This window comes from Amycolatopsis sp. GA6-003 (assembly GCF_046267895.1).
Lineage (GTDB): Bacteria > Actinomycetota > Actinomycetes > Mycobacteriales > Pseudonocardiaceae > Amycolatopsis.
Genome location: NZ_CP176499.1, coordinates 2,139,669 through 2,153,079, shown reverse-complemented (window position 1 = coordinate 2,153,079; position 13,411 = coordinate 2,139,669). Strand labels below are relative to the sequence as shown.

Sequence of the window (13,411 nt, the reverse complement as noted above, 5' to 3'; positions counted from 1 at the left end):
CCTATGGCGCGCATCGGCCTCCTCGCCGTCTCCGACGGACGCGACCACGTGCACCGGCGGAACACCGGTTTCATCCGGGCCAAAGCGGACGAGTTCGCCGCCGCGCTGACCGCGGCGGGCCACGACGTGGTCACCGGAGGACTGGTCGCCACGAACACGACCGCGACCGCGGCCGCGCGCTCGGTCGCGGCGAGTTCGGTGGACGTGACGGTGTTTTATTACGCGGTGTGGGCCTTTCCGCACTTCACCATGCTGGCCGCGGACGCGACGCCGGGCCCGCTGCTGCTGGTCGCGAGCACCGACCCGACCGAGCCCGGCCTGGTCGGAATGCTCGCCGCCGGGGGCGCGCTCGACCAGATCGGCCGCGCGCACACCCGCCTGTGGGGCGCCCCGTCCGACGCCGGGCTGATCGCGGAAGTCGGCGCCCACGCGAGCGCCGCCGCCGCGGTCGGCGCCCTGCGCGGTTCGACCTTCGGCCGCTTCGGCGGGCGGCCGATGGGGATGAACACCGCGGTGGCCAATACCGATCAGTGGATGCGCCAATTCGGGGTGGACGTCGAGGAAATCGACCAGTACGAACTCGTCCGCCGCGCCGAATCCGGCGGTGCGGCCGAGGCGGTCAGCGGCCGGAAATGGCTGGAAGAGCAGGCGACTGTGCATTATGATGGGGATCGGCTCACGCCGGAGTTATTGGAACGCCAACTGCGTCTTTACCTTGCCGTGCGCGATGTCGCCGCCGAACGCCACCTGGATTTCTCCGGGATCAAAGCACAACCGGAACTGACCGAACACTTCGCGACCGCCGATGTCGCCGAAGCGCTGCTCAACGATCCTTACGACTGGAACGGCCCGAAGGCAGTGCACGTCACCGCCACCGAAGCAGACATGGACGGCGCGCTGACCATGCAGCTGATGCACCGGATCACCGGGACGCCAGTGCTGTTCGCGGACGTCCGGCACTACCACCCGGACCGGGATGTGTGGGACCTGTGCAACTCCGGCCAGCACGCGACGTGGTTCGCCGCGCGGAGCGAGGATCCGGCGGAGAACCTGTCCCGCGTGCACCTGTACCCGGAGGTGTTTTTCTTCCCCGCGGGCGGCGCTTCGGTGCAGCACATCGCCGCCCCCGGCCGGATGACCCTGGCACGGCTGAGCCGCTGGGACGGGGAATACCGGCTGCAGATGGTGCTGGGGGAGTTCGAGAACTACGACGAGCGAACCACGAAGGACCTGGTGTCGCGGTCGACGCCGGAGTGGCCGCATGCCTTCGCACGCCTGGAGGTGGCCGCGGAGACGTTCCTGTCGCACTTCGGAGCGAACCACATCCACGCGGTGCCCGGGGACCGACGAAGGGAGCTGCGAGCGGCGGCTGGGCTGATGGGGGTGCGAGTGGAGGAGTGGAGCCGCTGATCGGGCGGGGTGGAATAGGCCAGTCGTTCGTAGGCCAACCATCGCTCCCCGCCGACCCCCGCACGCTTCGCCTGGCAACCGTGCCCGACGCAGTGCGGGACCGGTCACTCATCCGCGCCGCGCCAGCACGCCAGCCGCAAACTCCACGCATCGCTCCCAGCCGAATCCATGGCTGCTTCAGCGCGGCTGGCGCCCCCCGCGCCCGCGCAGTGCGGGTGCGGTCGCTCGTCGGGGCTGTTTCGGTGCGCCGGTGGCGAATCTCGCGTGTTGCTCCCGGTCGCTTGGACGCGGTTGGCACCCCCGCGCTCGCACAGTGCGGGTCCGGTCGCTCGTCCGGGCCGTTTCAGTGCGCCAGTCGCAAACCTCGCGCACGTGGCTGGCGACCACCCGGCGCCACGCAGCGCGGGTCCGGTCGCTCGTCCGGGCCGTTCCAGCGCGCCAGTCGCAAACCTCGCGGATCGCTCCCATTCGCTTGCACGCGGCTGGCACACCCGCGCCCGCGCAGTGCGGGTCCGGTCGCTCGTCCGGGCCGTTCCAGCACGCCAGCCACAAACTCCGCATATCACTCCCAGCCAAATCCATGGCTGCTTCCGCGCGCCTGGCAACCACCCACGCCCAAGCAAGCCGGAATCGCGACGCCGCAGCATCGGGCACCCGGTCATTCACCTCCGCCACTCCGGCCCGCTAGGCAGCGCGCCCCCACCACTTCCTCGCGACCGCACCGCTTCAATGGGCCCACATACCGGCAGGCTCCCTGCTGCCAACACCATCGCGGTTCTGCTCTGGAGCGGGCGCGGTGAAGCGACGTTGGGTTGGGGCGAGGCACGGCGTTCTGTTGCTGCCGTGCTGAAGCGGCGCGTGCGACCGCCCGAATCCCCGCCCCTGAGCCGCCCGGGCACGGCCGGGGACCGGTCCCACCTCTGCTGGATAACTTCGCCGCATGGGTGAACAGCCGTCGGGCAGGGCGGGCATTACCGCGTTCGTGCTCGGCATCGTCAGCTGGCTTTTGTTCCTCGGGACCTATCCCGCAGGCGGGACGAGTTTCGGCGACGCCGTCTACTACGAGCCGGTCACCGTGCTGGGGCCGTTGGTGCTGCCTGTCGTCGCGATCGTTTTCGGCCACGTCGGCGTGCGCCGAGCCGTTTCCAAGGGGCGCGGTCTCGCGGCGGCCGCGCTGGTGCTCGGGTATCTCGCGTTCGCCTTCGGGGCCGCGCGGTTCGTCGGGCTGGCCGCGGCGAGCTGAACCACCTGCCGATCGAGCCGTTATTCCGGCTTGAAACGATTTGCCGGACATCGGGCCGAAATAGTCCGGCGGCGGGAAATCGTCCGCTCCGCCGCCCTCGGGGACCGCTGGGTCCCCGATCGTGTCTCGTCGTTTTCGCAGGTCGAAGCTGTCCTGGGCCGGATGGGGGAGCGAGGGGAGGGTTGCCCCTTCCTGCTGTCAATGCTGCCCTTGCGTAGCCAACTGAGACGTAGATCTCCACCGTTGGAGTGAAATCTGCTCGGTCGGGCAGCTTAGGCTCTTACGGCGCGTTACTTATTGAGAAACATTCACTTCGGTCCGGACAGGTTCGCGACCGGATAACGAAGGAGGCGCCGTCGTGGAAACCGAACCGCAGGTCGTCCGCGCGACGATCATCTTCGGGCTGCGCACGTTCGGGTCCGTCCCGCTGCCGGTGCGCGCCGATGTGGAATACGACCCGGCGGATCCGTTCGCGGTGTCGGTCGGCTACCACGCCGGCGGGGGTGTCGTGCGCTGGCTGTTCGGCCGCGACCTGCTCGCCGACGGCCTGCTCGCCCCGGCGGGCGACGGCGACGTCCGGGTCCGCCCCGCCGCCGACGACAGCCGCGTGCTGGTGGAGCTGAACGCCCCCGACGGTTCCGCGGTGCTCGAGGCGGCGGCGAGCGAACTCGCCGACTTCCTCGACCGCACCTACGACGAGGTCCCGGTCGGCTCCGAAGACCGTTGCTTCGACTTCGACGAGGACTCGCGAAGCTCGCCCTGCGCGACTGACAGTCCACAGTGGACGCCCGGCCCGCGCCGGGCAGGCTCCCGGGCAGGCGACCTGCTTCGGGAGCGGGCGGGGCTTGGTCGCGGAGTGCTTCCGTCGGCCAGTTGAAGCAAGGCGGGCTCGTGCCGCGAGGGGTCGAGAGTCGCGGTGCAGGGGCCGGTCGGGCCACAGCGTGCTCCCGTCGGCCAGTTGAAGCTAGGTGGGCTCGCGCTGCGGGAACCGGCAGCAGTGGCGCGCATGCCGGTGGGGTCACAGCGTGCTCCCGTCGGCCCGCCAAAGCCACGCAGACTCGCGCTGCGAGAACCGACAGCAGTGGCGCGCACGCCGCTTGGGTCGCGGAGCGCTCGTGTCGGCCAGTTGAAGCAAGGCGGCCTCTTGCGGCGAGACTTGGCAGCCGCAGTGCGAACACCCGCCGGAGTGTTCCTCTCGGCCAGCTGAAGCCAGGCGCTCCGTCCTGCGAGGATCAGCGCAACCCCGTGCCAGGCCCGCAGAGCGCTCCCGTAAGCGAGAACCGGCAGCAGCGGCACCAACGCGGCCCCAGCCAGGCATCCCCCACCCAGGTGCCCGCGCATGAACGCCCGATGAACAAACCCTCACCGCCCCGGCGAAAACCGGCAACCCGCCAACAACGCGCCGACCAGCCTCCGCCCGCAGCGCAACCCGGTACCGCACTGCCGGAGCAGGCTCTCCGATCAGGGCAGGTTCCGCTGCCGCGCGAGTGAACCCGTGGTCACCCGGGTTGACCGCACTGGCAGAGCGCGTACCGTCGCCTGTGTTGGCTGTTGTCCGGAACATACTGCGGTCAGCGCCCCAAGCAGGTCTCTGCGAAAGGAGCGCAAACCCATGACTCTCCACCTTCCCGGCGTCACCGCGCCGGAGGAATTGACCGTCCGTTCGGCTAGGCGGGCGGACGCGATCCACCTCGCCCTAGCCGGCGACCTCGACGCGGCTACCGTGCATCTCTTCGAAGCCGCCGTCGCGTCGTTGGCCGGGCCGGTGGTCGTCGATCTGTCCGGTGTCGCGTTTCTGAGTTGCGCGGGGGTGCGCGCCTTGCTCGACGCGCACGAACGGATTCCAGGCTTCACTGTCGTGCCGGGGAAAGCGCACGCGGTCCGGCGGTGTCTCGCGGTGACCGGCGCGGACGAGATCCTGCGCGACGCGGTCGCTGCCTGATCGAGGGAGTTTCACCGCCGCCGGGCACGGGTAGGCCGCCGACATGACGATCGAGACGAACCGCGTTCCGCAGCTCGAACTCAACAACGGCGTCCGGATTCCGCAGTTCGGCCTGGGCGTCTTCCAGATCCCGCCGGAGGAAACGGCTTCGGCGGTGCGCGAAGCGCTGGAGGCCGGATACCGGCACCTCGACACCGCGCAGATGTACCGCAACGAAGAAGGCGTCGGGGCGGGCATCCGCGAATCCGGCGTACCTCGCGAAGAAATCTTCGTCACCACAAAACTGGCGAACGACGCACAGGGCCACGACAACGCGATCAACGCGATGGAGGGCAGCCTGCAACGGCTCGGCCTGGACTATGTCGACCTCTACCTGATCCACTGGCCGCTGCCGAAACAGGACAGGTACGTCGCCACCTGGCACGGCTTCGAGGAGCTGCTGCGCGCCGGGAAGGCCCGCGCGATCGGGGTGTCCAATTTCCAGGTCGCGCACCTCGAACGGCTGGCCGCGGAGTCGGCGACGGTGCCCGCGGTCAACCAGATCGAACTGCATCCCGCGCTGCAGCAGCCGGAACTGCGTTCCTACCACGAGGCGCACGGCATCGTGACCGAGGCGTGGAGCCCGCTCGCCCAAGGCGAGGTGCTCGAGGACCCGCTGCTGGCCGAGCTGGCCGAGAAACACGGCAAAACACCCGCCCAGATCGTGCTGCGCTGGCACATCCAGCTCGGCAACGTGGTGTTCCCGAAGTCGTCGTCGCCGAAGCGGATGCGGGAGAACATCGACATCTTCGACTTCTCCCTCAGCGACGGCGACCTCGACGTCCTCAGCGGCCTGGACGAGGGCCGCCGCACCGGTTTCGACCCGGACACCTTCGAAGGCTGAACCGGATCGGCCCGTCGCCCGTTGTCTCCTGTCAGGAGGGAGGCAGCGTGCGACTGTCCTGTTTCGTAGTGCCCGGCGACATCGACGACCGCAGCGTGCCCAGCGGCGGCAACACCTACGACCGCCGGATGGCCGAGCAGCTGCCGGCGCGGCTGCGGCCGGTCGACGGGGCCTGGCCGGATCCTGGGCAGGCCGCGGAAAAGCAGCTGGACCAGGTCCTCGCCGAGGTTCCCGACCGGGCGAAGGTGCTGCTCGACGGCCTGGTCGCCTGCGGAGTGCCGGACGTCCTCGCCCGGCACGCGGACCGGCTCGACCTGGCTGTCCTGGTGCATCTGCCGCTCGCCGACGAAACCGGCCTCGACCCGCGGCGCGCGGCTGACCTCGACGCCCGCGAACGGAAGACGCTCCACCTGGCGCGCCAGGTCATTGTCACCAGCCCCGCCGCCGCCCACGCCGTCGAGCGGCGCCACGGCCTCGCCACCGTCCACATCGCACCGCCGGGGACCGATCCGGCGCCGCGCGCGAACGGGACGGACGGGGTGTCCCAGCTGATCTGCGTCGCCGCGTTGACCCCGCGCAAGGGCCAGGGCCTTCTGCTCGAAGCACTGTCTGAAGTGGACGGACTCCGCGCGGACCTCGTCGGCTCACGCACCCGAAACCCGGCCTACGCCAACAGCTTGCGCCATCCCCGGGCCCGCTTCACCGGTCCGCTCGCCGGGTCGGAGCTGGAAGCCGCCTACGACCGAGCCGACCTGCTGGTCCTGCCTTCGCTTGCCGAGACGTACGGCATGGTCGTCACGGAGGCGCTCGCCCGCGGCATTCCGGTGCTCGCCTCGGAAGTCGGCGGCGTGCCCGACGCCCTCGGCCGTGCCCCGGACGGCGAACAACCCGGCCTCCTCGTCCCGCCCGGCGACAGTGCGGCGCTCGCCGAAGCGCTCCGAAGCTGGCGCGACGACCCTGACCTGCGGAAACGACTCCGTACCGCAGCTGCCGCACGAGCGCGCACCCTGGAGGGATGGGCTGCCGCGGCGACCCGGTTGCGCGGAATCTTGGCGGTGGGCTGATGCGGTGGCTGCGTTTGCTGGCCGGGGCCGCGCTCCTCGCCGCGCTGTGGTGGCGGCTCGGCACCGGGGCGTTCGCCGGCGGTCTGCGCGCACTGGGCCCGGGGCCGATCGCGACAGCCCTGGTCATCGGGGTGGTGACCACCCTCGCGAGCGCCGCGCGCTGGCGGCTGGTCGCGGCGCGGCTCGGCCTGCCCCTGCCGTTCCGGGAAGCCGTCGGCGACTACTACGGCGCGCAGTTTCTCAACGGCATCCTCCCGGCTGGCGTGCTCGGCGACGTCCACCGCGCGGTGCAGCACGGCCGACGCTCCGGCGACGTCGGCCGCGGTATCCGGGCGGTCGTGCTCGAACGCGCCGCCGGGCAAACCGTGGTCGTGATCGCCGGGCTGGCGGTCGTGGTTTTCCGGCCGGAGCTGTTGCCCCGGCAGGTGCTGATCTGCCTGGGGGTCGTGCTCGTGGCCCTCTTAGCCGTCGCAGTGGCGATCCGGCAACGGCTGCGCCGGGTCTGGGCAGCCGACCTCCGGACCGGCGTGCTCGAAGCGTGGCCCGGCGTCACCGGCTGGTCCGTGGTCGCGGCGGCGGGCCATCTGACGCTGTTCGCGGTCGCCGCCCGGGCCGCCGGTGCGACCGCGCCGTTGAGCGTCCTGCTGCCACTGCTGGTGCTCGCGTTGCTGGCGATGGGGATGCCGCTGAACGTCGGCGGATTCGGCCCGCGCGAGGGCGCCGCGGCGGTGTCGTTCGCCGCCGCCGGGCTGGGCGCGGAGCAGGGCGTGACGGTCGCGGTCGGCTACGGCGTGCTCGGCCTGGTCTCGACGCTGCCCGGCGGGGCGGTTCTCGCGCTCCGCCGGATGATCCGGCGGCCGGACCCGCAGGCCCGGCCGGTATCGTCCGGCCGGTGGCGGCGGCTTTCCGGAGGATTCGGCGACGGTGGTGCGCGGCGCTGGCCGTCGTCGGAGTTCTGGCCGCGCCGGCCTGCGCGGCTTCGGACGCGGCGATCAGCCGGGCAGGCGACGTCGTGCACACCGCAGCCGGCGTCGTCCGCGGCAGTGTCGCTCCCGGACACCGGCTCTTCCAGGGCATCCCGTACGCGGCCGCGCCTGTCCGCGAGCGGCGCTGGCAGCCGCCCGCCCCGGTCGAGCCCTGGGCGGGCGAGCGGGACGCCACGAAACCAGGGCCCCGCTGCCCGCAGGCCGCCGACGGAGCCCTGACCAGCGAAGACTGCCTTTACCTGAACGTCTGGACCCCGCCGGCCGGCGAGCGCGCGCGGCCGGTTCTGGTGTGGCTGCACGGCGGCGCGTTCCTCAGCGGCGGCGGCGACCGCTACGGCGCCGCGCGGCTCGTCGAACGCGGCGACGTGCTGGTCGTGACGCTCAACTACCGGCTCGGCGCGCTCGGCTTCCTCGCCGACCCGGCGCTGGGCCCGGAACCGGGCAACTACGGCTTTCTCGACCAGCAGCAGGCCCTGCGCTGGGTGCGCGACAACATCGAATCCTTCGGCGGCGACCCGAACCAGGTGACGATCGCGGGGGAGTCCGCGGGCGGGATGTCGGTGTGCGACCACCTGGTCGCGCCCGGCTCGCGCGGGCTGTTCCGGGCCGCGATCATCCAAAGCGGACCGTGCCAGGCGCAGGCGACGCTGCCCGCGGCCGAACGCGAGAGCGTCGAGTACGCCGCCGCGCGCGGGTGCCCCGACCGGCGGACCGCCGCGACCTGCCTGCGCGCGTTGCCCGACCGGAAACTCCTGGCCGCACCGGCGTACGGCTCGATCGCGGGCATCGAGATGCCCGGCCCGGTCACCGGCGGTTCGGTGCTGCCCGGCAAGGTCCCGGCGACTCCGGTGCCGGTGCTGCTGGGCACGACGCACGACGAGTTCACCTATTTCCTCGCCGAGCAGGCGGCGGCCGGGCGCGAGGTCACGCGGCACGGCTATCCGCAAGCGCTGGCCCGCGTCTTCCCGCAGGCCGACGCGGTCGCTCGCGAATACCCGGCGGACGCGTTCAGCGGCAACGCATCGCTGGCGTACGCGGCGGCTGTCACGGACTGGGCGTTCGCCTGCCCGACCGCGCGGCTCGCCAGCTCGCTGCCGAGCGTGTCGACCTACGAGTTCAACGACCCGACCTCGCCGGCCGGGGCCGCGCTGCGGGCGCCGTTCCCGCTCGGCGCCACGCACACCGCGGAACTGCCCTACCTGTTCGATTTCGCCGAGCAGCCAACGACATTCACCCCGGCGCAGCAACGGCTCGCGGACCGGATGGTGGACGACTGGACCGCGTTCGTCCGCGGCGGCCCGACCGGGAAGGCAGTCGCGTACCGGCCGGGCGGCGCGCAGCCGTTGACCGGCTTCGCGAAAGAGCACCATTGCGGGTTCTGGGCTTCTCTACGCTGACCGGATGACCGTGCGCGCCGAAGACCTCGACGAAGCCCTCACCCGCCTGTCCGCCGCTCTCGAACCCGTCACCGGCGGCGACTGGACCCGTCCGGCGGGCGACCTCGACTGGGATTGCCGGTACACCGCCGAGCACCTCGGCGACACGCTCCTGTCCTACGCCGCGCAAGTCGTGAGCCGTCCGGCCGACCGCTACGTGCGCTTCCTCGCCAAAGCCGACGCCGGCGCGTCCCCGGCCGAACTGCTCGAATTCGCCCTCACCGGCGGTCGCCTGCTGGCCGCCGCGGTCCGGAACAGCCGGCCGGACGACCGCGCCTACCACCCGACCGGCCGCTCCGATCCGGCCGGGTTCGCCGCGATGGGCTGCGTCGAACTGCTGTTGCACGGCGACGACATCGCACGGGGCCTCGGCGCCGCGATCGACCCGCCGCGCGAGGTCTGCGCCCGCGTCGTCGCGCGGCTTTTCCCCGAGCAGGAGCCGATTCCCGACGCTTGGGACGCGCTGCGCTGGTGCGCCGGCCGGATCGACCTGCCCGGACGGCCCCGGCGGACCGGCTGGAAGTGGCGGGGCAGCCCGCTCGAGGACCGCTCGATTCCCGAGGAGTGAACACTCCTGCCCGCGGGGTGGTCACATCCGGTAGTCTTGACCACCAGGTCGAGAGGCGCTGCAACGGACCGGTGGTCCGCCACGCTCGGCCGGCACCACCATTCCCAAGGGCGCCTCCGTGGACTTCATGCGGAGGTGGCGATGACCCAGAACCTGCGGAACCTGCTCGACCAGCGCGTCGTCGTGCTCGACGGGGCCTGGGGCACGATGCTGCAGGGCGCCGGTCTCGCTCCCGAGGACTACCGGGCGGACTGGCTCGAAGGGCACGAGAAGGACGTCACCGGCGACCCGGACCTGCTCAACCTCACGCGGCCGGACGTCGTGCTCGACGTGCACCGCCAGTACCTCGCCGCGGGCGCGGACATCACCACCACCAACACGTTCACCGCCACCAGCATCGGCCAGGCCGACTACGGCCTGCAGGACCGCGTGCGCGAGATGAACCTGCGCGCCGCGGAACTCGCGCGCCAGGCCGCGGACGAGTTCGAAAACCGGTTCGTGGCCGGGTCGATCGGCCCGCTGAACGTCACGCTGTCGCTGTCGCCGCGCGTCGAGGACCCGGCGTTCCGCGCGGTCACTTACGAAGAGGTCAAAGCCGCCTACGCCGAGCAGATCAAGGCGCTCGCCGACGGCGGCGTCGACCTGCTGCTGATCGAGACGATCTTCGACACCCTCAACTGCAAGGCCGCGATCACCGCGGCCCGCGAGGTCGCGCCGCACCTGCCGCTGTGGATTTCGGTGACCATCGTCGACCTGTCCGGGCGCACGCTGTCCGGCCAGACCGTCGAGGCGTTCTGGACGTCGATCGCGCACGCGCGCCCGCTGGTCGTCGGCGTCAACTGTTCGCTCGGGGCCGCGGAAATGCGCCCGCACGTGGAGGAACTGGCGAAACTCGCGGACACCTACACCGCGTGCCACCCGAACGCGGGCCTGCCCAACGCGTTCGGCGGCTACGACCAGACGCCCGAGGAGACCGGCGGGATGCTCGGCGAGTTCGCCGGGGCCGGGATGGTCAACATCGTCGGCGGCTGCTGCGGAACCTCGCCGGCGCACATCGCGAAGATCGCCGAGGCGGTCAAGGGGCTTCCGCCGCGGCCGGTGCCCGCGCACGAGCCGAGCACGCGGTTCTCCGGGCTCGAGCCGTTCAAGATCGGCGCGGACACCGGGTTCGTGATGATCGGCGAGCGCACCAACGTCACCGGCTCGGCGAAGTTCCGCAGGCTGATCGAGGCGGGCGACCACCAGGCGGCCGTCGACGTCGCGCTGGAGCAGGTCCGCGGCGGCGCGAACCTGCTCGACGTCAACTTCGACGCCGACCTGCTCGAATCCGAGCAGGAGATGACCACGTTCCTCAACCTGATCGCCACCGAGCCCGAGGTCGCGCGCATCCCGGTGATGATCGACAGCTCGCGCTGGAGCGTGCTGGAGGCCGGGCTCCGCTGCGTGCAGGGCAAGGGCGTGGTCAACTCGATCAGCCTCAAGGAGGGCGAGGGCCCGTTCCTGGAGCAGGCCCGGCGCATCCGCGACTACGGCGCCGGCGTCGTGGTGATGGCCTTCGACGAGAAGGGCCAGGCCGACACGGTCGAGCGCAAGGTCGAAATCTGTTCCCGCGCCTACGATCTGCTCACCCGCGAGGCGGGTTTCGCCGGCGAGGACATCATTTTCGACCCGAACGTGCTCGCCGTCGCCACCGGCATCAGCGAGCACAACGGCTACGCGAAGGCGTTCATCGAGGCGCTGCCGCTGATCAAGGAACGCTGCCCGGGCGCGCGCACCTCCGGCGGCATCTCGAACCTGTCGTTCTCCTTCCGCGGCAACAACGTCGTGCGCGAGGCGATGCACTCGGCGTTCCTGTTCCACGCCGTGCGCGCCGGGCTCGACATGGGCATCGTCAACGCCGGCCAGCTCGCGGTGTACGAGGACATCCCGAAGGACCTGCTGGAGCTGGTCGAGGACGTGCTGTTCGACCGCCGTCCGGACGCCACCGACCGGCTCGTGGAGTTCGCCGAGACGGTCAAGGGCAGCGGCACCAAGCGCGTCGTCGACCTGTCCTGGCGGGAAGCGCCGGTGGCGGAACGGCTTTCGCACGCGCTGGTGCACGGCATCGTGGACTTCATCGAGGACGACACCGAGGAGGCCCGGCAGCAGTTCGCCCGGCCGCTCGAGGTGATCGAGGGCCCGCTGATGGACGGCATGAAGATCGTCGGCGACCTCTTCGGCTCCGGGAAGATGTTCCTGCCGCAGGTGGTCAAGAGCGCGCGGGTGATGAAGCGTTCGGTGGCCTACCTCGAGCCGTACATGGAGGCGGAGAAGGCCAAAATGCAGGCCGAGGGCCGCTTCGACACCTCGCGCGGCAACGGCAAAGTCGTGCTCGCTACGGTGAAGGGCGACGTGCACGACATCGGCAAGAACATCGTCGGCGTCGTGCTGGGCTGCAACAACTACGAGGTGATCGACCTCGGCGTGATGGTGCCCGCGGCGAAGATCCTCGACACTGCGGTGGCCGAGCACGCGGACGTCGTCGGGCTGTCCGGGCTGATCACGCCGTCGCTGGACGAGATGGTGTCGGTCGCGCAGGAAATGCAGCGGCGCGGGCTCAAGCTGCCGTTGCTGATCGGCGGCGCGACCACGTCGAAGCAGCACACCGCGGTGAAGATCGCCCCGGCGTATGACCACACGACGGTGCACGTGCTCGACGCGTCGCGGGTGGTCGGCGTGGTGTCCGACCTGCTCGACACCGACCGCGCGGACGCGCTGGACACCGCCAACCGCGCGGAGCAGCAGCGGTTGCGCGTCCAGCACGAAAACCGGCACGCGACGCCGATGCTGACTCTCGAACAGGCCCGGGCGAACGCCGAGAAGGTGTCGTTCGACGAGATCCCGACGCCGGAGTTCACCGGGGTGCGGGTGGTGGAGCCGTCGATCCCGCAGCTGCGCGAGATGATCGACTGGCAGTTCCTGTTCCTGGCCTGGGAACTCAAGGGCAAGTACCCGGCGATCCTCGACCAGCCGGTCGCGCGCGAGCTGTTCGACGACGCGAACCAGCTGCTGGACGAGATCATCGAGAACGGCTCGTTCACCGCGCGCGGCGCGTACGCGTTCTGGCCCGCGCATTCCGAGGGCGACGACATCCTGCTCGAAGGCGAGTACTCGGACTGGAAGTTCCCGATGCTGCGCCAGCAGACGCAGAAGCCGGACGGCCGCGCGAACCGGTGCCTGGCGGACTACATCGCCCCGGCTGGTTTCGGCGACCACCTGGGCGGCTTCGCCGTCGCCATCCACGGCGCGGAGGACCTGGCCGCGCGCTACGAGGCCGAGCACGACGACTACCGGGCGATCATGGTGAAGGCGCTGGCCGACCGGCTGGCCGAGGCGTTCGCCGAGTACCTGCACCTGGAGGCCCGCCGCCGCTGGTTCGAGCCGGACGCGCAGCCGGACCTGGCGGACCTGCACGCGGAACGCTTCCGCGGCATCCGCCCGGCGCTCGGCTACCCGGCGAGCCCGGACCACAGCGAGAAGAAGGACCTGTTCACCCTGCTGGGCGCGGAAGAGCTGGGGATCGGGCTGACCGAGTCGTACGCGATGACCCCGGCCGCCGCGGTGAGCGGGCTGATCTTCGCGCATCCGGAGTCGCGGTACTTCACCGTCGGCCGGCTGGGACGCGACCAGACCGAGGACTACGCCCGCCGGCGCGGCGAGGAACTGTCCGAAGTGGAGCGGTGGCTGCGGCCCAATCTGGCTTACTGAGCCCGCTGGGGCCTTCCTGGTCGTTCCGCCGGCGTTGTTTTCGACGGGCTGCCCGAGCCGGGAAGCTGGCGGCCGGTGCCACGCCGTCGCGGTCCTTTGCAGCCTGCGGAAACTCGTGCATGCCGGACGAGG

The 13,411-nt window shown here is 71.0% G+C and carries 9 protein-coding genes, 1 pseudogene and 1 riboswitch; all 10 genes and pseudogenes read left to right on the top strand.

The window, feature by feature from the left end:
* Positions 1-3: 3 nt before the first annotated feature.
* Entirely contained in the window at positions 4-1,410 is a 1,407-nt protein-coding gene (locus tag F9C12_RS09160) for an L-fucose/L-arabinose isomerase family protein (RefSeq protein WP_409465547.1), read from the top strand.
* Positions 1,411-2,350: 940 nt separating this feature from the next.
* Positions 2,351-2,653 (top strand): hypothetical protein, encoded by a 303-nt coding sequence (locus tag F9C12_RS09155; protein WP_409465546.1) that lies wholly within the window; start codon positions 2,351-2,353, stop codon positions 2,651-2,653.
* A gap of 358 nt (positions 2,654-3,011) precedes the next feature.
* Entirely contained in the window at positions 3,012-3,530 is a 519-nt protein-coding gene (locus F9C12_RS09150) for an SsgA family sporulation/cell division regulator (protein ID WP_409465545.1), read from the top strand.
* Positions 3,531-4,265: 735 nt separating this feature from the next.
* Positions 4,266-4,595, top strand: coding sequence for an STAS domain-containing protein (locus F9C12_RS09145; protein WP_409465544.1), 330 nt, complete (start codon positions 4,266-4,268; stop codon positions 4,593-4,595).
* 43 nt (positions 4,596-4,638) lie between these two features.
* Positions 4,639-5,478, top strand: coding sequence for an aldo/keto reductase (locus F9C12_RS09140; RefSeq protein ID WP_409465543.1), 840 nt, complete (start codon positions 4,639-4,641; stop codon positions 5,476-5,478).
* Positions 5,479-5,525: 47 nt separating this feature from the next.
* Positions 5,526-6,542 carry a glycosyltransferase family 4 protein gene (locus F9C12_RS09135; protein ID WP_409465542.1) on the top strand — a complete coding sequence of 339 codons (1,017 nt, stop codon included), beginning with the start codon at positions 5,526-5,528 and terminating at the stop codon, positions 6,540-6,542.
* Positions 6,494-7,303, top strand: a pseudogene (locus F9C12_RS09130) (YbhN family protein); the annotation flags it as partial. The gene F9C12_RS09135 and the pseudogene F9C12_RS09130, both read left to right, overlap by 49 nt.
* 251 nt (positions 7,304-7,554) lie before the next feature.
* Positions 7,555-8,925, top strand: a complete 1,371-nt coding sequence (locus tag F9C12_RS09125; protein ID WP_409465541.1) for a carboxylesterase/lipase family protein — start codon at positions 7,555-7,557, stop codon at positions 8,923-8,925.
* 4 nt (positions 8,926-8,929) lie between these two features.
* On the top strand, positions 8,930-9,532 hold the full coding sequence (locus tag F9C12_RS09120) for a maleylpyruvate isomerase family mycothiol-dependent enzyme (protein WP_409465540.1): 603 nt from the start codon (positions 8,930-8,932) through the stop codon (positions 9,530-9,532).
* Positions 9,533-9,576: 44 nt separating this feature from the next.
* Positions 9,577-9,655, top strand: a riboswitch (S-adenosyl-L-homocysteine riboswitch).
* An 18-nt stretch (positions 9,656-9,673) separates the two neighbouring features.
* Positions 9,674-13,279 (top strand): methionine synthase, encoded by a 3,606-nt coding sequence (metH, locus tag F9C12_RS09115; RefSeq protein WP_409465539.1) that lies wholly within the window; start codon positions 9,674-9,676, stop codon positions 13,277-13,279.
* Positions 13,280-13,411: the final 132 nt, after the last annotated feature.